The organism is Acidithiobacillus sp. IBUN Pt1247-S3 (genome assembly GCF_041146875.1).
Lineage (GTDB): Bacteria > Pseudomonadota > Gammaproteobacteria > Acidithiobacillales > Acidithiobacillaceae > Igneacidithiobacillus.
Window position 1 is genome coordinate 1 of the sequence record NZ_JBFRXP010000006.1, and the last position, 21,117, is coordinate 21,117.

The 21,117-nt window shown below is 57.0% G+C and carries 19 protein-coding genes and 1 tRNA gene; 14 read left to right on the forward strand and 6 right to left on the reverse strand.

Annotated elements, in window-relative coordinates:
• Nucleotides 1-181: 181 nt before the first annotated feature.
• Nucleotides 182-257, forward strand: a tRNA-Lys gene (locus AB4090_RS05525).
• 355 nt (nucleotides 258-612) lie between these two features.
• Here the strand turns inward: AB4090_RS05525 and maiA are convergent.
• The 5 genes from maiA to AB4090_RS05550 form a co-directional block, all read right to left on the reverse strand.
• The gene (maiA, locus tag AB4090_RS05530) at nucleotides 613-1,299 is read right to left on the reverse strand and encodes a maleylacetoacetate isomerase (RefSeq protein ID WP_369572873.1); all 687 of its coding nucleotides are present in this window, start codon (nucleotides 1,297-1,299) and stop codon (nucleotides 613-615) included.
• A gap of 187 nt (nucleotides 1,300-1,486) precedes the next feature.
• A complete protein-coding gene (locus AB4090_RS05535; protein ID WP_369572874.1) occupies nucleotides 1,487-1,705 on the reverse strand; it encodes a hypothetical protein in 219 nt (72 codons plus the stop codon).
• A gap of 23 nt (nucleotides 1,706-1,728) precedes the next feature.
• Nucleotides 1,729-2,442, reverse strand: a complete 714-nt coding sequence (locus AB4090_RS05540) for a cytochrome P460 family protein (protein ID WP_369572875.1) — start codon at nucleotides 2,440-2,442, stop codon at nucleotides 1,729-1,731.
• Between the two features lie 221 nt (nucleotides 2,443-2,663).
• Nucleotides 2,664-3,986, reverse strand: coding sequence for an OprD family outer membrane porin (locus tag AB4090_RS05545; protein ID WP_369572876.1), 1,323 nt, complete (start codon nucleotides 3,984-3,986; stop codon nucleotides 2,664-2,666).
• 117 nt (nucleotides 3,987-4,103) lie between these two features.
• The gene (locus AB4090_RS05550) at nucleotides 4,104-5,015 is read right to left on the reverse strand and encodes an extracellular solute-binding protein (RefSeq protein ID WP_369572877.1); all 912 of its coding nucleotides are present in this window, start codon (nucleotides 5,013-5,015) and stop codon (nucleotides 4,104-4,106) included.
• Nucleotides 5,016-5,500: 485 nt separating this feature from the next.
• Between AB4090_RS05550 and AB4090_RS05555 the strand changes: the two genes are divergently transcribed.
• From AB4090_RS05555 to eno, 12 genes are all read left to right on the forward strand, one after another.
• Nucleotides 5,501-5,995: a DsrE family protein gene (locus AB4090_RS05555; RefSeq protein ID WP_369572878.1), complete on the forward strand. Its 495-nt coding sequence runs from the start codon at nucleotides 5,501-5,503 to the stop codon at nucleotides 5,993-5,995.
• Nucleotides 5,996-6,036: 41 nt separating this feature from the next.
• A complete protein-coding gene (locus AB4090_RS05560; RefSeq protein WP_369572879.1) occupies nucleotides 6,037-6,522 on the forward strand; it encodes a VOC family protein in 486 nt (161 codons plus the stop codon).
• 10 nt (nucleotides 6,523-6,532) lie between these two features.
• Nucleotides 6,533-7,228: a CDGSH iron-sulfur domain-containing protein gene (locus AB4090_RS05565; protein ID WP_369572880.1), complete on the forward strand. Its 696-nt coding sequence runs from the start codon at nucleotides 6,533-6,535 to the stop codon at nucleotides 7,226-7,228.
• Between the two features lie 98 nt (nucleotides 7,229-7,326).
• A complete protein-coding gene (locus AB4090_RS05570) occupies nucleotides 7,327-7,743 on the forward strand; it encodes a DUF2459 domain-containing protein (RefSeq protein WP_369572881.1) in 417 nt (138 codons plus the stop codon).
• 332 nt (nucleotides 7,744-8,075) lie between these two features.
• Nucleotides 8,076-8,381 carry a DUF2459 domain-containing protein gene (locus tag AB4090_RS05575; RefSeq protein ID WP_369572882.1) on the forward strand — a complete coding sequence of 102 codons (306 nt, stop codon included), beginning with the start codon at nucleotides 8,076-8,078 and terminating at the stop codon, nucleotides 8,379-8,381.
• A gap of 161 nt (nucleotides 8,382-8,542) precedes the next feature.
• Nucleotides 8,543-9,802: an NRAMP family divalent metal transporter gene (locus AB4090_RS05580; protein WP_369572883.1), complete on the forward strand. Its 1,260-nt coding sequence runs from the start codon at nucleotides 8,543-8,545 to the stop codon at nucleotides 9,800-9,802.
• Nucleotides 9,803-9,844: 42 nt separating this feature from the next.
• Nucleotides 9,845-11,308, forward strand: a complete 1,464-nt coding sequence (locus AB4090_RS05585; protein WP_369572884.1) for an MFS transporter — start codon at nucleotides 9,845-9,847, stop codon at nucleotides 11,306-11,308.
• A gap of 45 nt (nucleotides 11,309-11,353) precedes the next feature.
• Nucleotides 11,354-12,271: a bifunctional enoyl-CoA hydratase/phosphate acetyltransferase gene (locus tag AB4090_RS05590; protein WP_369572885.1), complete on the forward strand. Its 918-nt coding sequence runs from the start codon at nucleotides 11,354-11,356 to the stop codon at nucleotides 12,269-12,271.
• Nucleotides 12,268-13,233: a 1-phosphofructokinase gene (pfkB, locus tag AB4090_RS05595; protein ID WP_369572886.1), complete on the forward strand. Its 966-nt coding sequence runs from the start codon at nucleotides 12,268-12,270 to the stop codon at nucleotides 13,231-13,233. The genes AB4090_RS05590 and pfkB overlap by 4 nt, the downstream gene beginning before the upstream one ends.
• Before the next feature lie 12 nt (nucleotides 13,234-13,245).
• Nucleotides 13,246-14,163 (forward strand): aldolase, encoded by a 918-nt coding sequence (locus tag AB4090_RS05600; RefSeq protein WP_369572887.1) that lies wholly within the window; start codon nucleotides 13,246-13,248, stop codon nucleotides 14,161-14,163.
• Between the two features lie 7 nt (nucleotides 14,164-14,170).
• Nucleotides 14,171-15,640, forward strand: coding sequence for a pyruvate kinase (pyk, locus tag AB4090_RS05605; protein ID WP_369572888.1), 1,470 nt, complete (start codon nucleotides 14,171-14,173; stop codon nucleotides 15,638-15,640).
• Nucleotides 15,624-16,919, forward strand: coding sequence for a phosphopyruvate hydratase (eno, locus tag AB4090_RS05610; RefSeq protein WP_369572889.1), 1,296 nt, complete (start codon nucleotides 15,624-15,626; stop codon nucleotides 16,917-16,919). The genes pyk and eno overlap by 17 nt, the downstream gene beginning before the upstream one ends.
• A gap of 24 nt (nucleotides 16,920-16,943) precedes the next feature.
• Here eno and AB4090_RS05615 read toward each other — a convergent pair whose 3' ends face one another.
• The gene (locus tag AB4090_RS05615; protein WP_369572890.1) at nucleotides 16,944-18,326 is read right to left on the reverse strand and encodes a dihydrolipoyl dehydrogenase; all 1,383 of its coding nucleotides are present in this window, start codon (nucleotides 18,324-18,326) and stop codon (nucleotides 16,944-16,946) included.
• Between the two features lie 107 nt (nucleotides 18,327-18,433).
• Between AB4090_RS05615 and glgP the strand changes: the two genes are divergently transcribed.
• Nucleotides 18,434-20,959 (forward strand): alpha-glucan family phosphorylase, encoded by a 2,526-nt coding sequence (glgP, locus tag AB4090_RS05620; RefSeq protein ID WP_369572891.1) that lies wholly within the window; start codon nucleotides 18,434-18,436, stop codon nucleotides 20,957-20,959.
• The last annotated feature ends 158 nt before the right edge of the window (nucleotides 20,960-21,117 follow it).

The window sequence follows — 21,117 nt, forward strand, 5'->3', positions numbered from 1 at the left end:
GATCTGGTCGAGGGTCTGTAGTCTTTGTGTCTTGAGTGTCACGATCATCCTCCGATGATCCCAAACTCAGACCGTTCAGGCTCACTTCACCTTGGAATCACGCCCTCCCTTCAGGCTCATGTGTCATTGGAAGAGGCTAGTTCTTGCCTTTCCTCCCTAATCTGGTATCATGCGCCGCATTGGGTTGTTAGCTCAGTTGGTAGAGCAGCTGACTCTTAATCAGCGGGTCGTGGGTTCGATCCCCTCACAACCCACCAATCAAAACATTATGTTAGTAAATAATCTCCTAAGTTTTTCAGGTTTCACGTTTACCTTGCAGGTGCGTCCCTGTGCGGTTACGTGACGCCTACTGATACCGTTTAGCGGCCTGCCAGACCAAGTTACAGTGCTAAGCCAATGCCTAAATGGCTATTCATTTCTAGCAGAGAGTCCGCGTGCGGAGCCATCCCGGAAATCGAAGCGCCACGAAGTCTAACCCCGAACAAATGACATTCTCCCCTTGGGGCACATTCTAGACCATCGTGGGCGTAGTTCGTTGAGCGGGATGGGGGAGATTGCACCCAGTTCTCCATTCGCGTTCGTGGGTTTTCCCCAAGCTGGTGATACGCCGGCTCACTGCGGCGCCCCCACCTGCAAGCGTGGCGCCGCTCGCTGGAAGGCCTCTAACGCCTGACAGCGGGAAAGGATTGGCGCTACAAGCCGTGTCTCGGGTAAGGCAATGCTCAAGGCATCCATAGTTGCAGCAATGCTGGCCAAGCAGATGTCAGCAATAGTGATTTCCCCGCCGTAGCAAAAATCTCCACTCAACCCATCGGCCATGAGTTTGCGATCTATAGCCAGCAAGCCGTCATGAAACCAGTGGGTTTGCCATGCGCGGGCCTGCTCTGCGGTCCAGGCTGTCTGCTGCTGGAGATAGCTCATCACTCGCGGGGTGATCAACGGGTGAGTATCGGCGGTGAGCAGATTTGCCAGGGCGCGTACCCAGGCGCGGGCATATGGTTCAGTGGGTAAAAGGGGTGGCTGGGGATAGCTATCTTCCAGATATTCGAGAATCGCTAAGGATTGGGTCAGGACCCGCCCCTGGTCCACCAAGGTCGGCACTGCCCCCATAGGATTCAGGGCCAGATATTCCTCCTGCCTTTGTTCCCCTGCAGCCAGGTTGATGGGGTGCTCCGTCACCGCAATCCCTTTCCAGTGCAAGGCGACTCGCACTCGAAAGGTCGCGGATGAGCGCCAAAAACCGTAAAGCTCTAACTGGGGAGTGGCGTCTATTGGGACTTCGGTGCGTTCTTTTGGCATGGGCGGGACCGGTGCTGGGTATTAGAGGTGCCATAACTCTAGCACAGTACACCCTCGCGGGAATCCTCAGTGACATGCCTGCAGACTGTCTCACAGCAACCCATCCTTCCCCTTTTTGCACCGGTTTCCCCTGAGTTCATTCCGCGCGTGCGGGGAATAGTCATTAGCAGATCGCCGTAAATGCCTATCATTGGCTGCGCGAACGCCGCAGCCAACGAGCCAGGAACATCAAGAGAAACCCCAGAATAAACAAGATGGCTCCGCGGATCACCCAGATCTGCTCGTTGATCATAAAACTCGTGCGTGGGTAGGGAAACAACCCAGTGCCTTGCAGAAAGAACAGTAGTCCAGACAACAATACCAGAGCCCCGAAAATGCCCAGGACGACAGCAATGATTTTGCGCATGAGGGTTTCCTAAGAGTCTGTGTTCAATTCACTACAGCTTTGGGGTGGGTCTTGATCATGGTCACATAAACCGGGTTCATTTCCTGTTTGGGAAAAAACGCCTTCCAGGTTTTTACCGACAGCAATTGCTGAGGGGGTGGTGCAAAGACAAAATCCTGTTTGCTCACCATCACGTGGCACGCAATACAAGAACCGATCTTGCCAAAAGCAGCTACCGTACCGTCAGGCTTGTAGGCTGCCATTACCCAGTTTCGGTCACTGGCATCATAGCCCTTGGCCTTGAGCATGGCGGTGACTCCAGTCAGCTTCTTTTCCTGGTTGTAATTCTCTTTCACCAGAAGGCTACCGTTCTCATATTTGCTGACCTTTACAATCCCTCCCGCCTTTTTGATGGACTGAATCGCTGCCGCGCTGGCGAGATCAGTGGTGTGGACGTCTACGATCCGGGAGCCTGCCTGAAAAGTACGGCTCTCGGGCATGATGGCATGCTCCTTTTGCAGTACCTGGATCTGCTGCCAGAGGGCTTGAGGGCTGGGAATATCAGTAGAGCTAGCCCAGGCGGTACCCAGCCCGGCAACGGCAATGCTAAATGCAAGAGATAGTGCGGCAAATTTGATCATGATGGCTGCCCTCAACGATTCATTACCGAATGTAAACCCAAGCACGAAGATTGAAAACACCTTTGTGTGGACCTTTGCGTGGATTTTTTGCTTGAATCCTCTTCCAGAAACACCCAACCCACCCCGATACCCACTGTTTGCAAACCTACCTGGTCCACTCAAAAGCGAATAATGCTCGGTAGAAATAAGTGCAGGTGCGGGAACGGGGAGGCAGATGGGCACTTCACGCGAGATAACTCACGTCATCACCGTCAATGCTCGGGATATGGGGCGCGGGGAGAGAATAGTGCCCCTAAGGAGGGGCTTTTGTGAGACTGATGACGCTCTCGGATGAGCCGCTAGAACTTGTAGGTGAACATCACCCGGTTGTAGACAAAGGAATGTTGACCGGCGCCGGGGTAGAGGCCGGTCACCCCACCGTTACCGACCTCCACTTGATCTCGTAGGCATAGTCCCTTCAGAAATCCTTCGGGGAAGTAGCTAACGTTGAAGTGGGTCCAGTTGCTGTCGCCGGAAAAATAGGTGTTGAATTGCGAAAAGCCTGCGGTTAGTTGTAATTGCTTTGGAATGGGCCAGTAGGCTGCGCGCACCCGCCAGCCATGTCCTGGCCCCACCCCAACGAGGCCCTGAATCATCGCATCTACGTAGAGGGGATCTGCCGTATAGCCGACGGTATATGGTGAAACGATGGCGCCACCACCCAGGGCACCGGGGTGCAGTTCGGTGGCAGCATAGGCGTACCAAAGGCTACCGTGGGGGAAGTGAAACCCAGCTTTTAGGCCCCAACTGGTGGCATTGACCCCCTGGCCGGGTTGATTGAATAGGGTGGTATCCGTACTGGCGAAGGCCTCGCCAGCACCCCAGCCACGGGTAAATTGTGCCGCCAGGAAGGGCTGGACGGGCCCATTGATGGGTAAGCGATAGCTGCCGGCCCAGTAGAACAGACTGGTGAACTGATCGAACTGGTAGAACCATGCCTGTGTTTTTGCTCCATAGCCTGTATAGCGCGCGCCGAAGGCGAAGGCGCCATTGCTGGCTGGGGTATCGTTTGGCAACACATTGGGTCCGCCGTATAACGAATCCCCAGCATAATGCCCAGGATAATAGAGATTGTCGCGATAGAAGTTATCGGTGGTGCGATCCTTCCAACGGAAAATCCGCACCCCCTCCAGAGTCAGTCCGTGCATGGGATAAACCTGCGCGGTTACGCCCTGGTAAGTGACAGGGATGACTCGTCCCCCCACACGATTTAGCCACGGTGTATCTACCAGTTGATTGCCCACCTTCACCTGAAACCAAGGATCGGAGTACTCAATATAGGCTTGTCCGAGCGCATTGACGGAAGGTTGATCGCCCATCAGGGTTTTGTCGACGCGATCTGGGTTGCTGGCCAAAGTTCCCATGGCATTGGCGGTGTAGAAACTCACCCCCACCTGGAACCCGGTCAGGAATGGTGCCGTCAGCACATTCAATCGTCCGGCGAGAGAATAGGCATAGGCATTGGGAGTGTCTGGCGTGCCATACAGGCGGCTGAAATAATAGGAACGAATTTGGCCGTCGATTGTACTTTGGGCAAAAAACTGGCTCAGGGTTTCGCCCTGGGCAACTCCGGCGAGGGCACAGCTAGCAACTGCGATTGCCGCGATGTTCTTGCGTTTCATGAGAGTACACTCCTGTATTTTTGATATCTAAATAAATATAGCGGTAAGGAGAAAAACAGCCTGTTTCAAAAAACAGGCCGAATATGGTTTGCCTATGCGGTACGGAGTGTCCTCATATTAGCCGAGAGGGTCGCCCTTGGGTGCACTATAGCCATCGTCGTGGAACATCTTCTGCCCCTCTGGGCTTTGCAGGAACTGGATAAACTCTTCCCCGAGCTTGGGGTTGGGGGCATCGGTGGGGACGACGGCATAAAACACCAAGGGCTGCGGGGTGACGGTCTTTTCCTTGCCATCCACGTTCAGTTTGAAGCCAGCCTTGTCATACCAAGATTTCTTGTACGCCGGGTCACTCAGATTGATTTCCACCGGCAGTTTAATGTACGGCAAATGCAACGACTTTACCGCGCTCAGGTATCCCGAGGAGGCCGCCATCTGGCCACTTTTCAAACGTGCCAGCAAGGACATTTCGCTAAAGATCTGCTGGGGATTCTCAATGGGGCCAAGAATTTTCGTAGCCAAACCGGGTTGGTGGTAGTAGCGCTCGGCCAGTTGCATGGTAAAGACAATGTTTTGGCCCTGCGGGTCGGTTTTGGGGTCGGTGCGGCCGAAGGCTGCATTCGGCATTTCCAGAATCTTGTACCAGGGCATCTTGCCGGATGCGAAATCTTTCGCAAATGGACTTTTGGGGCTGTAGGCAATGCACATCTGGGTACTGGCAACCGGATAGGCTTTTTTGGCAAGTCCGGCCTTCATCAAGACCTCGATGGGGCCAGGAGTAATAGAGATGAACACATCGGGAGTAAGCTGATGTCCGGCAATCAGATGCGCAAGGCCGTAAGCACCCTGCCCATCCCCCTGGAACTCTACTTGATGAGCCTTGGCAAAGGCCGGGCCTAAATGCAGATTCATAACATTGCCCATGGAACCAGCAAAGGTCACAAAAATCTTGTTAGAGGCATGGGCGGCTACGGGCAATACCATGCACGCGCCCAGTGCAAGGGCGGCCAGGTGCAAACGAGGTAACTTCATAGGGAACTCCTTGGCGACTATCTGTATTCATATGTATATAGCGAGGTTTACCAGCGTGTCTAGTAAAATATAACGATGACCCAATAAAGACGGATTGTGGCGTCGGTGCGTTCTACTGGCATGGGCTGGACGGGTGCTGCGAGGATCCTGCATCGCTACCACAAATTGGCCCATTTGCGGTAAAGCTTGATGCACACCACTAATCGGCAATGAGTCAACAAAGGATTTCAGCATTCCATCACGAGCGGACGCCAATCAATCCCAGCATTCCGCGCCGTCAGCAACAGGACCGCAAGAGGGGCTAGCGCAAAGCCTTTTCGATTTCCGTCCAGAACTCTGTGACCTCTTCACTCTTGGGGTTACGCTTAAAGTCGTCCGATTCAGCCATTTCCCGACTATACTGAGAACAGATTAGGAATCATCCGGGCGCTTTTTTTTTGGTTATTCTTGTGCTGGCCAAAGCGACATACGTAAGGAGAACGTCTATGAGAAAAATCAGAATATTAGTTTTTATTTTATTGTCAATACTCACTGTTTCCTCCCACGCAATTGCCAGTTCGCTCAATGACTCGGCAGCCCTTTCTGGCTTACATTCGGCTAAGGCCATTTTTCTGGTCAATATCAATAATCCTGGGGCGGTAGATCATCTTGTCCAGGTCATCGGCCTGACTAGGAAGCAATTCATACAGCAACACGTCACACCACACTTTATCATGGTGTTCATTGGCCCAGACGTGGCATTCCTGACCCAGGATCGGCGCGGGATTTCCTATATGGAAGAGAGGAGTGTCGCTGACCTGCAAAAAGAAATTGTGAAGCTCAGTAAACAAGGGATAGCATTTCAGGCTTGCGGCGTCGCCATGCAGGGAATGGACGTACACCCCAAAAGCCTGATTGCAGAGGTACATCCCGTTGAAAGCGGGTTTATTTCCGTGATCGCTTATCAAGAGAAAGGGTATGAACTCGTTCCCGTGTACTGAACCCCCAGCCTCTTGGGAATTGCAAATACAAGGAGGGTGTCATGGATTGGGTTTTGGATCATCTAGCCTTGAATGTTCGTGATGCGGACGAATCTCTCCGATTCTATTCCGAAATCCTTGGGCTTCCAGCACTACGAGTGGAGGAGTTTCGGTCTGGACAAATTCCCTTTCCCTCGGTTCGGGTCAACGCTGAGACAATCATCGATCTGTTCCCCCATCCTAAGCCCGACCCCGGGGATCATCCTGATCCTGCCAGGGGTACCCTCAATCACTTCTGTCTTGCGCTCTCTCACCCAGAATGGCAGCGTCTGCGAGAACGACTCCGCGCGCATGACATTCCTCTAACAGCAGGCCCCATGCTTCGCAATGGGGCCCGAGGCGAGGGAATCTCCGTTTATTTCTGCGACCCGGATGAAAACCAGATTGAGGCCAGATACTACGTGGAATCCTCACAAAAATCCTATGGCGGTAGAGGGTCCTATCTTACGCGGATGGGACTAGGGGCTACAGCCAAGGACCAACTATAGGAGCACTATAATGAGCAAGGATCACAGTACAGCGAAAGTGGAAATTACCGCGGATGGACCTTATTTTGTGTCGGGAGGGCTACCACTTAGCGTGGAGACGATTGGCACAAATGCTGAGAGGGAATCTATACGCTGGGAGCCAGGACGGAGCTTCCCTAGCCAGGCGCAATATGCCTTGTGTCGCTGCGGACATAGCGAAAATAAACCCTTCTGCGATGGCTCGCATCAACGAGTGGGCTTTGACGGCACGGAAATAGCGGATCGCCGACCGTATTTGACCCAGACAAAGCGCATACAGGGTCCGGTAATGTCGCTCACCGATGCTGAGAGCCTGTGCTCAGCCGCACGTTTTTGTGATCCCCATGGGCAAGTCTGGAATCTCGTCTTGAAGACAGACCACCCAGCTTCACAGCAGCATTTCGTTACCCAGACCTGTGATTGTCCATCGGGTCGGCTCGTCGCCTGGGACAACAAAACCGGTGAGGCCATTGAGAAGGCCTTCGAGCCTTCTATCGCGCTGATTGAGGACCCAGATCAACATTGCTCTGGCCCGATTTGGCTCCGTGGCTACGTTCAGGTCTATGGCGCTGATGGTTTTGCCTACGAGGTCCGTAATCGCGTTACGCTGTGCCGATGTGGCGCGTCGAAGAACAAGCCTTTCTGCGATGGATCACATATCTCTAAGGGGTTTCGTGATGGGCTTTGATTTGTGGCCATGGCGCAAAGGTTACGGTGTGAATCCTCAGCGTCGCTTGCGGTCGCCATAGGACAGAACTCCTCTGGCTCGCTTCGGTCCCAAGAGATATGCAGGCAGCCCGCCATCATCTTGCTTATCCCGCCCTTGGCCCGACGAAGATCAGGTTCACGGCGTTTTTTGCCTGGATTTCAGCAACGCTTAGGCAGTTCGGCTTCCGCCCCCTACCCTTGATTTTTTTGTGTGTCTTGACTCTAAACGGCTGTGCAACCACTCCCCCCGTCCCTCTTGGCGTTCAGCCCTTGACGCCAATTTTGCACCACCAGTATTACCAGATATATCTGGTGGATACCGGTTGGCATACGGGCTATGCCTTCCCGGCGCAAACTACTTTTCGTTTTCTTCCAGAACTGAAGCCGTGGTATCCCAATGCGCGCTATCTTTTAGTGGGTTGGGGGAACAGGGCCTACTACATGTCTGCCAACCCAGGCGCAATCAAGACTTTTCTTGCTATCGCTACGAGCTAGGAGAGCGAAGCGAGGGCGAGTAGTCCCCGGTAGGCAACGCGGCGAGCTGCATCCGCCGAAACGACCGCGAAGCCGGGAGTGTAGGCGAGTGCTGTGCCGCATGGTTGCCGACAAGTCATTTGGGAGACGAGTGTGCCGTCCGCGCCCCAACGAGGGCGTGACGGTACGCCGGTGACCAGGACGGCCGGGGCTTATTATCTGGTTGGCAGCGCAAGGCCGATCGCGCAACGACGCGCGAAAAGGCCTGCTGAGCACGCCAACTCTCCTGCTTTCCCTCCACCAGCATCGTATGTATTCAAGGTGTAAACACGCGCGACGTAGAAGCCGCTTTGTTGCCAACCGTTCGCCTGTTTTCCATACGCCTCCGACGGCATGAATTCGCGCGGCTGGTGGATTATGTCGCGCGTTACATAAACTTTAGGAATGAAAAATTGCAGCCACTGCCGTGCAATTTTTGGCCCCATACTTGGTTTTTTCGCTCTTCTGCCACCTATGATCTATTTCATACTTGCAACCGCTGGACGATTCAGGGGCTGCACTATGCCGGCCTGCACGTCTCCGGTTCCGGCGTCTTTACCGCTGGACAGGTAGTTTCGCGATTGCAAGAGCATCACCTGCTGTTGGGAGAAACGCGATAATACATCGGTGGCAGTGGCATACATTGCGAAGCTCCCCTTTGTGCTGCAGAAAAATTGGCAAAGCGACCCGTTGAGACTGCGGGATCTTGGCCGTTGACTTCCACCTTAGTTTTGATAATCATTCGCGTTATCATTTCTATGAACACTGAGGTCCGCAGAACATGGCAGCCGTACAAGATAGTTCACAACAACTCCCGCACAAACGTCGCTTGGGCACCTTCCTTGCTGTGTTGGGCCCCGGCTTGGTGGTCATGCTGGCAGATACCGACGTTGGCAGCGTCATTACGGCAGCACAGAGTGGCGCCCAATGGGGCTATCGCCTTCTCCTCCTGCAACTGGTGCTGATGCCAATCTTATACGTAGTGCAAGAGCTGACCGTGCGACTGGGCATCTTTACTGGCAAGGGTCACGGCGAACTGATCTCAGACTGTTTTGGCAAACACTGGGCCTACGTGTCCGTAACCGGACTGAGTCTCGCCAGTGCTGGTGCTCTGCTCACGGAGTTTTCTGGATTAGCTGGCGTCAGTGAGCTGTTCGGTTTGCCACGGCCGGTTGGCGTGGTGTTGGGGGCAGGCGCGCTTTGGTTGATCGTCATGACTGGCTCTTACCGGCGCGTGGAACGCATTGCCCTGATTTTTGGTGCCTTTGAAGTCGTATTCTTCGGGATCGCCTGGGCTGCTCATCCAGACATGAGCAGCTTACTCCATGGCCTTACGCAAGTGGAGTTGGGCAACCGTGATTATATGATGCTGGTGGCCGCCAATATTGGCGCGGTGATCATGCCGTGGATGATCTTTTATCAACAGTCGGCAGTGGCCGACAAGGGGCTGCGTGCCGAAGATTATCGGCATGCCCGTTGGGATACTGGCATCGGCGCGGTAATCACCCAGCTGATCATGGCCGCAGTATTGATCGCCACCGCTGCCACCATTGGTCTATCCAATTCCAACGCCGCTTTGAATACCGTACAACAACTCTCTGAGGCCATCACCCCCTTCCTTGGCACAGCCTGGGGACGGGTCGTCTTCTCTTTGGGAATCGTGGGTGCCGGTATGATTGCCGCTATCGTCGCCACACTGGCAGCGGCCTGGGGTTGGGGTGAAGTGACGGGATTCAAGCACTCCTTGGAACACCATCCCAAGGAGGCACCTTGGTTTTATGGCACCTATACGCTGGTGCTCATTGCCGGTGCCGTCGCCGTGGTCTTTATCCCGAATCTGGTCAGCCTCGACATCGCCGTGGAGGTAATGAACGCTCTGCTTCTTCCCTTGGTTCTGGGCTTTCTGATAGCTCTGGCGGTCAAGGCCCTCCCCAGCGAGCATCGTCTGCGCGGTTGGTATTTCTGGCTGGTACTAGCCCTGGGTGGAGTCAGCGCTGGGCTCGGCGTATACGGCGGCGTCACCAGTATTCCGGGGCTGTAACGCCGCATTGCCCGTACAGAGGGAGCGCCTTATGCTCTCTCCATGAAAAAACACATAGCCATCGCCAAAGTCCACCCGCAGCATCAGGCGATGGCGGATATACTCGATCAGGCGAGTTTGTCTGCGGTGCATTATCGCCTGTGGCTGTTGGCAACAGCCGGGCCGCTGCTTAGTGGCGTCAGTATGATGGTGTTGGGCATCAGCTTGCCTCTATTGCGCGGTCCTTTTCTTCTCAGTCCTAGCAGCATGGGGGTCGCGGCTGCGAGCCTCATGGGTGGCACCGTCATCGGTGCACTTGTCAGCGGACACCTCGCCGACCGCTTTGGCCGCCGCCCCCTGCTCATCGCCAATGCCTTTGGCTTGCTGCTGGCTGGCATCTGGCTCAGTCTCGCGCCGGACACAACCCTGTTGATTCTGGGAGAACTCTTTCTCGGAATTGCGGTAGGCGGCGACTTTCCCGTGGGCAGCAGTTACATCTCGGAGTTCATGCCACAAAAGCATCGTGGGCGCATGCTGGCAGCTTCTATGGCTTTACAACCTTTGGGCATGTTGCTCAGTGCCGGAATCGCTCTGTTACTCCTGCATGGGGGCGGCGCGGCGTGGCGATGGCTGATGGCATCGCAGGCGATCCTCACCCTGCCCTATTTTTTGGGTCGTTGGTATCTACCCGAGAGCGTGCGTTGGCTCATGGCCCATGGCAAAAACCAGATTGCCGCCAAAGAATTGACCCGCTTCGTGCCACAGCGCGTAGCGGAGCTGCAACGGATGGCGATCGAACTGGGTACGCAAGTGCATGAAGTAAGCAAAACGCCGCTGGCGTCCAAAATTGGCTGGAGCGTTTTATTTACCGCGGAATACCGCCGCCGCACCTTGCTCGTCACTTTGCCCTGGTTTTTGATGGACATGGCAACCTACGGTATCGGCCTCTTCACCCCGATTCTCTTCGCTTCGGTTAGCACTCTGCCCCGCGACCTTCCCACTTGGCACAAAGACTGGATCAACACTTTGCATACGGGGGGCATCGACCTCTTTTTGCTGGCCGGTGCCTTCGCCGCCCTCTGGCTAGTGCCGCGTTTTGGGCGTATGCAGATGCAAATCAGCGGCTTTCTCGGCATGGCCCTGGGTCTGTTCCTAGTTTGGCAGGCGTCTACAGCACATTGGTCCTTTTTTGCGCTGCTCTTGGGCTTTGCCCTCTACAATTTCACCATGACGGTCGGACCCAACGCCACCACCTTTATCTTGCCCACCGAGATGTACCCTACTCAGGTGCGTGCCCTGGGTTCAGGCTTTGCCGCCGCCTTCGCCAAGATTGGTGCGACGCTGGCGGTATTCCTCTTGCCGATACTGCAACAAGACCTGGGCGTAGGCCTTGTGTTGCTGGGGATGGCGCTCTTGAGCCTGCTTGGCGGAATTTTGACCTATACTTTCCGCGTGGAGGGTCACGGCCTGACCTTGGAGGAACACCATGGGTTGTTGCGTTTGCGCTCTCGCCAGGTGGTCGGCTAGAACAAATTTTTCGAAAAGAGTTTCGCCAGAATAACGGAGAATTGCATGTCCTATTCTCATTTTGATGCGATTTTGCAGCAGGTAGCACCCTTGGATGACATTCCAGTGGCGGTAGTGGATGCCGGGCAAAAAGAGGTGCTCGAAGCCGCCTGTGCCGCCAAGGCACAGAGCATCGTTGAGCCAATCCTCCTCGGCAATGCGCAACGGATCCGCGAGTTGCTGGCGAGCTTGCAGCACGATACCGGTGACTGCCCGTCTTTTCGGATTGTTGATGTCCCGAATAGCGAAGCCGCGGCGGACGAAGCGGTGCAGATGGTCGAACGTGGCGAAGCAGCAGCCATCATGAAAGGCCACATCCACAGTGATGCCTTCCTGCACCCCATTCTGGCCAAATTGCGCACGGATCGGCGTCTGTCCCATATCTTTGTAGCGGAGCTGGCGAGTTATCACAAGCCCCTGCTCATTACCGATGCCGCCATCAACATCGGTCCGGATCTCTTGACCAAGGCCGCGATTTTGCAAAACGCCATCGATCTGGCGCGGATTCTGGGGATCGAGCAGCCCAAGGCCGCGGTGCTGTCGGCAGTGGAGACGGTCAATCCCGCCATTGCGTCCACAGTGGACGCCGCCTGTCTGGCGAAGATGGCCGAGCGCGGACAGATCCAGCATGCCATCGTCGATGGTCCGTTGGCCTTCGATAATGCCATCTCGGCGCAGTCTGCGAAGATAAAGGGGATTCACAGTGCCGTGTCCGGAGACGTGGACATCCTCCTCGTGCCGGACTTGGTCTCCGGTAACATCCTCGCCAAGGATCTCGAATATCTCGCCAACGCGAGCCTGGCCGGCATCGTTATGGGCGCCAGGGTGCCGATCATCCTTACCTCACGTGCCGACCCGCCGCGGGCGCGCTTGGTCTCAGCAGCACTGGCGGCCCTGTTGCATTCTGCCAGGGAGCCGGCATGAGCGACGACGCTATCTGTCACCCCTGCGCCGACATCGTCACGCTGACCCTGAATCCGGCGGTAGATGTTAGTTATGAGTTCGTACAATTACTAGCCGACCAGAAGACCCATGCGACCAGCACCCGCTTCGACCCCGGTGGCAACGGCATCAACGTCGCACAGGCGCTGAAGGAACTCTTCGTCTGCGCGCATAGCTGCTGTGTGGTGGCAGGGCACATTGGTCGCCTCTTGCAGACTTTGCTCCGCCATAGTCTGGATGACCCCCACTGTATCGAGGTGATTGGCGAAACGCGGATCAATGCCACCCTGCTCCAGCAGGAACCGGCGGTCCAGTACGAGGTGACGGGACAAGGCCCCTTGCTCTCCGCCATGGCCTTACAGGATGTGCGCGACAAAATTGCGGCTCTGGCAGGAACCGGGATAGCGGTCCTCACCGGCTCTTTGCCCCCGGGGGTGCCGCAGGGCTTTTATGCGCAGATGATTGCAGAGCTGCGCAAGCAAGGCGCACGGGTCGTCCTGGACGCCCACGGCAAGGCCCTGCAACAGGGCATTGCCGCCCGTCCATTTCTGATCAAGCCCAATTCCTATGAGCTGCGGCAGTTGACCGGCCAGGCATTGCCGCGCCGCGCAGACCTGATACAGGCCGCCCGCCAACTACAGCAAAAGGGCATCGACTATGTCTGTGTCTCCCTGGGTGGCGAAGGCGCCCTATTGATCGGGCCTGAGCAGGGGTTTTTTGCCAGCGCTCCTGCCATTGCCGTGCGCTCTACGGTCGGTGCTGGCGACTCGATGGTGGCCGGGCTGGTCGCCGCCTTTGCCCAGGATCAGCGCCCAGAAGAGGCCCTACGCCTAGCCGTGGCCTGTGGCAGTGCCACGGCAGCGCAACCCGGTACCGGACTTTTTGCCCACAACGACCTCGACCCTCTGCTGCGGCAAATCGAAGTGGAGAGTCTCGCATTGTAGAAGGAGAACACCATGAACACCCAACGCACTGCACCCATCGGCATCAGTAAGGCCGCCAGCCAGCGCTGGCAGGAAAACTATAAGCGCATCACCCAGGGCTCCGGACGCCTGTTTTTGATGGCGGGGGACCAAAAAGTAGAGCACCTGAACGACGATTTCGTTGGTGGCCAAGTGGCCGTGGACGATGCCGATCCCGAGCATCTATTTCGCATCGCGAGCCAGGCACCGGTTGGTTGCTTTGCCACCCAGCTCGGCCTAGTGGCGCAGTACGGGGTGGATTATCCCGAGATTCCGTACCTGCTCAAACTCAATAGTAAGACCCACCTCTTGCCGGGGGCCGAGCACGACCCGCGTAGCCGCCAGTGGCAGAGCATGGCGCAGGTTGCGCAATTCATAGAGTACGCCGGGCTTCCCGTCGTTGGGGTCGGTTATACCCTCTACCCCGGTTCGGAGTTCGAGGCAGAGATGTTGACGGAGGCGGCGCAGCTCATTCACGACGCCCATCATCTGGGCTTGCTCGCGGTGATCTGGGCCTACCCGCGGGGCAAGGCGGTTGGCAAGCACGAACAAGATCCGCACCTGATCGCCGGTGCTGCCGGTTTGGTCGCCTGCCTGGGAGCAGATTTCGTCAAAGTGAATCCGCCGCTCAACGAACAAGGTATCCCGGAAGCGAGGCTCCTCGGGGAAGCCGTGGCCGCGGCGGGGCGTACCCAAGTCGTATGCGCGGGCGGCTCGGAAGTGAAACCCGAAGACTTCCTGCGCCGTCTAGACGAGCAACTGCGCGAGGGGCATAGCGCTGGCTGTGCCACCGGTCGTAATGTCCATCAGCGCAGCCAGGAAGAGGCTATCGCCCTCTGTCGGGCAATTCACAGTCTGGTGGTAGAAGACCGCGGTCTGGAGCATGCCCTCACCCTTTTGCAGGAGAAGTGACGCGATCATGGCCCGCTTACCCCCGCAGAAGAGCAAAATCGTTTGTACCATCGGCCCGGCGTCGGACAAGAGCGCCATCCTCGAGGCCATGCTGCGTTCTGGGATGGATGTGGCACGCATCAATCTCGCCCACGGCAGTATCCCCGAGCACGCACAGCGTATTCAACGCATTCGCGCGGCCGCCGAGCGCGTCGGCAAGCGAGTGGCCATCCTGGCGGACCTGCCCGGCCCCAAGATTCGTATTGGTACCCTCCCCCAGGCCATTCAACTGAAAAAGGGCGAACGCCTGCGCCTGGGACCGGGTGCCTATCGCGAAGAGCAGGATCAACGCTATTTGCCCTTGGAGTTACCAAATCTGGCACGCCCACTGCGCAAAGGGGATGACGTCTTCCTTGCCGATGGTTTTTTGCACCTGCGGGTCGACGCGGAAAAAGCAGGGGTATTACAGTGCCGCGTCCTGATTGGCGGCGAACTGCGCTCGCACAAGGGCGTCAACCTCCCTGGTCTGCTGCTTGCCGGTAGTGCCCTCACCGAACATGACCAGGAACTCCTGCGCGCCATCCTGCCCCTGGGCGTCGATGGCCTGAGCGTCTCTTTCGTCGAAACGGCCAGCGACCTAGAGCACGCCCGCAGCCTAGCCGCCGAGCAGGGTTATGCGCCCTTTCTCGTCGCCAAGATCGAACGCCAGCGCGCCGTGCGCAACCTGCCCAAAATTCTCGCCGCCTGCGATGCCATCATGGTGGCGCGCGGTGATCTTGGGGTAGAAACCCCGATCCCAAGCATTGCCCGACAACAGAAACAGATCATTCATCAGGCGCGCGCCGCCGGAAAAGCGGTAATCACCGCCACCCAGATGCTGGAGTCGATGGTACAGAACGCCCGTCCCACCCGCGCCGAGGTAACGGATGTCGCCAACGCCATCCTCGATGGCAGTGACGCCGTCATGCTCTCGGAAGAATCGGCCATGGGACAGTATCCGGTGGAAAGTGTGCGGATGATGGCGCGCATCGCCGCCGACATCGAAGGCTCGGAATTTACCGCCCGCGACCTTGCCTGCCCCAAAGTACAAAAGATGCCCGTCGAGGCGGTGATTGCCTGCGATGTGCGCTCGGCAACGGCAATGTTGCAGCCAGTCTTCATTGTCACCCCCACCGAAACCGGGGCCACGGCAGCACGCATCGCTCGCCTGCGCCCCGCTGCCTGGATTCTGGCTCCCAGCCGCCACGCCGACACCTGCCAGCGGCTTTGCTTCTATTCCGGGGTCCACCCGCTCCTTCTCGACCCCGGCAGCAGAAGCTGGGAAACGGCGATACGCGACTGGTTGCGCGAAAATAGCTGGCAAAAGGGACATATCATTCTCACCCAAGGGCCAAGCCAGGGTCACCCTGGCGGCACCAATCGTTTGGAGGTCATTGACCTCGCCGTACCGGAAGTACCCTTCTACAGCCATGGAGACAGCAATGGAAAGCCTGATTGAAGACATCATCGCGCGCGAAATTCTCGACTCGCGCGGCAACCCCACCGTCGAAGCCGAGGTATTGCTCGCCGATGGCAGCCGCGGCCGTGCCGCCGTGCCATCGGGCGCCTCTACCGGCAGCCGCGAGGCCCTGGAGCTGCGCGACCAGGACCCCATGCGCTATGCTGGCAAGGGCGTACGGGCAGTCATCGAGCACATCGAAGAAGAGATTGCCCCCAATCTCATCGATCTGGATGCCAGTGCGCAGAAGATGATCGACGATACCTTGCTCGGCCTCCACGGTACCGACAACAAGTCTCGCCTGGGGGCCAATGCCCTGCTCGCGGTGTCTTTGGCCTGCGCGCGCGCTGCTGCCGAGAGCAAGGATCTGCCTCTCTATGCCTATCTGGGCGGGCCCAGTGCCAGCCGCCTGCCGGTACCCTGCCTCAACGTCCTCAATGGTGGCGTCCATGCCCACTGGCAGGGGGCGGATTTTCAGGAGACCATGCTGGTGCCGTTTGGCGCCGAGTCCTTCCGCGAAGCAATCCGCTGGGGAGCGGAGATCTATCACGTGCTGCAAAGCCTGCTGCTGGAAAAACATCTGAGCGTTGGTGTCGGAGACGAGGGCGGCTTTGCCCCGGCGGTCCATTCCAACCACGAGACCCTGGATCTGCTGCTCACCGCGATCGAGAAAGCCGGCTTCACCCCCGGTAAGGACTGCGGCATTGCCATCGATCCCGCCTCCTCGGAGTTCTACAAGGATGGCAAGTATCAGCTACGCACCGAAAATCGCACGATCAGCAGCGAAGAAATGATCGAATACTACGTCAAACTCGTAGACGATTATCCCATCGTGCTGCTGGAGGATGGTTTGGCAGAAGATGACTGGGACTCATGGAAGCAGCTCAACGCGCGCCTCGGCAGCCGCATCGAGTTGGTAGGCGACGATATCTTCTGCACCAACCCGGAGATCATTGCCCGCGGCATTCACGACAACATTGCCAATTCTGTGCTCATCAAACTGAACCAGATCGGCACCGTCAGCGAGACCTTCGCCGCCGCACGCCTCGCGCAGTTCCACGGCTGGGGCGCCTTCGTCTCGCACCGCTCCGGCGAAACCACCGATGATTTCATCGCCGACCTCACCGTCGCCCTCGACACCGGTCACCTCAAATCCGGCGCACCCTGCCGCGGTGAGCGCGTCGCCAAGTATAATCAGCTCCTGCGTATCGAAGAAGAATTGGGCACCGCCGCTACCTTCGCTGGTGCCCAAGCCTTCATCCACCCCGCCGCACGTTAATAAGGGCACTACCCGTCCGCAGTCTCACAATAGACTGCGGGCGGCCTTGCCGATCCCTTCTGCCGACATCGGATGCTGGTCGGCAAAGCGGGCAAGGTCGTAGGCTGTCGCGCCGAGCTGCAGCGCCGTACCGATCTGACCAATCAGATTGCCGGCATCAATACCCACAATCCAGCCACCCAGCAGGCGCAGGGATGATGGATCGAAGAATAGACGGATTTCACCGTCCATCCGTTCCAGGATCTGGGCACGCGAGTCTTCCGCAAAATCGTAGTGTCCCACCAGCAGGTCCCGCCCTTGGGCATTGGCCGGGGTGATGCCGATATAGGCCGCTGCCGGCAGAGTAAAAATCGTCGTGGGTACCGTATGGAAATCCGCATAATCCAACGGCTGATTTCCACCCAGGATGTTGTGCGCCACGACCAGCGATTGTCGCACCGCTGCATGGAACAATGGCACCCGACCATTGACGTCGCCAGCGGCATAAATATGCGGATACCGGGTTTGCAGGCTCGGCCCCACCTGAATGCCATGATGATCGAAGGCAATACCCAGATCGTCGCAGCCCTCGGGGATTACCGGATGACGTCCGACCGCCAAAAGCACGGCCTCAGCCTCGGCGCTCTCCTGCTGTCCAGCCTGTTGCCAGACCACTTTGCGCAGATCTCCCTGGCGCTCAATTCGTTGTACATCCACGTCCGTCAAGATACGCAGCGCCTTGGGCAGCAAGGGCTGGAGCAATGCCACCATAACCGGGTCCATGCCGTTGAGGATCTGCCCACCCTTCTGCAAGAGCGTCACCTGACTACCCAGTTGCGCGAAAAAAGAGGCGGTTTCGAGGCCAATATAGCCCCCGCCGACAACGATCATGCGGCTAGGTAAGTCACGCAGCGCGGGGTCCGGCTTGTAGAGATCATGACTGGTCAGACAATGCTCTGCACCAGGAATGGCCGGTATGAAGACATCCGAACCACTGCCGATAAGGATATGCCGGCAGTGAACTTTTTTGCTGCCTAGATCATCGTCAATCTGCACCGTGTGGGGATCGAGGATGCGTGCCATGCCTTTGCGCAACTCGATCCCCGCTTGACCCGCGAGTTCTTGCGCATGTTGCGCATACCGACGTTTCTGCACATGATCCTTGTGCTGCACAATGGCCGTGTAACTGGGAGACAAGCTGCCGGCCATCCCGATGGGAGCGGCAAAGCGCTGCGCTTCCCCTGCCAATGCCGCCATCTCCCGTACAGCCTTGGACGGCACACAACCCTCGTATAAGCAGTTGCCACTCATTACCCCCTTGGGGTCGATCATGAGTACCTTGCGCCCGGCACGCGCCAGGCGAAATGCCGCCGGGTACGCAGCGCCCCCTGCACCGATACACAGCAAATCCACTTCCTCTTCAGTCATATCTGATCTCCTAATCTGATTATATGCTGTATGATTATAGCGCGCTGCGCCATTGTTCGGCGGGCGCGTGTTCTACACTTGAATAGCGAGTGCTGGAGGATTTCATCATGAAAATTACGCCGTCCTATGTTTTGCCACAGATGCCTGAAGCGTTGGATGGGCTCACCGAACTGGCCCTGGACCTGCGCTGGTCCTGGAGCTACCGCAGCGATGCACTGTGGGAGCGACTTGATGGCAGTCTCTGGGAAAGGACACGCAACCCCTGGCTGCTATTGCAGAATCTGGAAGCGAACAAATTGGAAAAACTCGCTCACGACCACGAGTTTCTCGCCCTATTGCAAGAGCACCTACAGCGTCATCGCCAGGAGAGTCGCAGCCAGCACTGGTTTCAGAAAAATGTATCCTCCTCGCTCTTGCAACGCGTTGCCTACTTCAGCATGGAATTTGGTCTTTCCGAGGCCTTGCCCATTTACTCCGGCGGCCTCGGGATCCTCGCCGGCGACGTATTGAAAACTGCCAGTGACCTCGGCGTGCCCATGGTCGGCATCGGCATTCTTTGGCAACAAGGATATTTTCGCCAAAATCTGGATGATTGTGGTCGTCAATTGGAGCTCTACCCCTATAACGATCCTACGCAGCTACCCGTAGTGCCGGTGCGCGACGAAGAAGGTCAATGGCTACGCCTCGAGTTATCATTCCCCGGTCGCCAGGTAATTCTGCGCGCCTGGCAGGCCCAAGTAGGAGAAGTCCCTCTCTACCTCCTCGATAGCAATGATCCACTCAACAGTCCTGCCGACCGGGGCATCACTGCAGAGCTCTATGGCGGTGGGCCGGAAATGCGGCTGCAGCAGGAGATTTGTCTCGGTGTTGGTGGATGGCTCTTGCTGCGTCATTTGGGCATGGAAGTGGATGTCTGCCATCTGAATGAAGGTCATGCCGCCTTCGCCATCCTCGCGCGCATTTACAGCCACATGCAGGATCATGGCAGCGATTTTCAGTGTGCATTGAATGCCACGCGCGCTGGCAATGTCTTCACTACTCACACCCCGGTAGCGGCGGGGTTCGACCGGTTTGCACCAGAACTTCTCGCCCGCTATGTAGAGGGAGCACCAGAGGTTTTTGGCGTCGACCTGCAGCACATTCTGGGACTGGGCCGTGCCGATGCCGAGGATCCTCACGAACCCTTCAACATGGCTTGGCTGGCCATCCACGGAAGCATCCAGGTCAATGGTGTCAGTGCGTTGCACGGGGCGGTGAGCCGGCAACTATTTCAGCCCCTCTTCCCGCGCTGGCCGACAGACGAGGTACCGGTTTCCGCCATCACCAACGGCGTCCATGTTCCCTCCTGGGACAATGCGGAAGCCGATGCCCTGTGGACGAAACACTGTGGCGCCCCGCGCTGGTTGGAAGATTTGCAGGAAATCAGCGCACACTTTCGCGGCGTGAGTGATGCGGAGATTTGGCAACTGCGCGGACAAGGGCGCCAGCATCTCATCGATTTTGCCCGGCATCGCCTGCAACGCCAGCTCGCCATGGCGCACCGCCCGCAGGAGGAGATCGACGCTGCAGCACTGGTTCTTGATCCCAACACCCTGACCATTGGCTTTGCGCGCCGTTTTACTGCCTACAAACGCCCCAACCTCCTGCTCAGCGATCCAGAACGTCTGTATCGCATCCTTAGCGACCCGCGCCATCCGGTACAACTACTGATTGCCGGCAAGGCACATCCGCGTGATGGTGATGGCAAGGCGATGATTCAGGAGTGGACGCAATTTCTCCGCCGTCATCCCGACATCTTCCACAATGTCGTTTTTATTGCCGACTACGACATGCTCGTCGCCGCGCAACTGGTACAGGGTGTCGATGTCTGGCTCAATACCCCTAGGCGGCCCTGGGAGGCCAGCGGTACCAGCGGTATGAAGGTTTTGGTCAACGGCGGTTTGAATTTCTCAGAATTGGACGGCTGGTGGGCGGAGGCCTATAGCTCGGAGGTCGGCTGGGCCTTGGGCGACCGCCACGAGCACAATGCCGACCCCGCCTGGGATCGGCAAGAAGCAGAGCATCTCTATCAAACGATCGAACAGGAAATTGCCCCACTTTTTTACCAAGGGCGCGACGATAGTGGTTGCCCATGCGATTGGGTAGCGAAAATCCGTGCCAGCATGGCTGAACTGACACCGCAGTTCAGTAGCCATCGCATGTTGCAGGAATACGTAGAAAAACTGTATTTGCCCGCAGCCAAACTGCTACGCGAGCGATCCTCCCAGAAACAACTGCAAGGCATTTGCGCGTGGCAGAATCACTTGCGGGCGCACTGGCACGGATTGCGCTTTGGCGAACTACACTGCGAGGATAGCGGCGCAGAGTTTCAATTCCAAATGCATGTCTATCTGGATGATATTCCGCCGGAAATGGTTCAGGTGGAGTTGTTTGCCAATGGAATAGAGAGTTCGGCTCCCGAATTGCATCCAATGCAGCGCTCGGAGTCCTTGGCCGGCGCAGTCAATGGCTTTACCTATCGCTGCAATCTCGCCAAACGCCGCCCGGTCTCAGATTATACCCCACGCGTTGTTGCGCGGCATCCGCTGTGTAGGGTGCCGCTGGAAAATAACGCCATTCTTTGGTACCGCTAAGATAGGGAGCAAAACTGGATCATCTTCAGCGAAGTGCTATTTGATGTCTTTGCCAGTGATCGATTAGCCGGGACTGTATGTACACTTCCGGGGGCTCTACCTACAGACAGGCAATTTTACCGAAGCATATGAAATCGCGTCTTTTCCATAAAAAAACG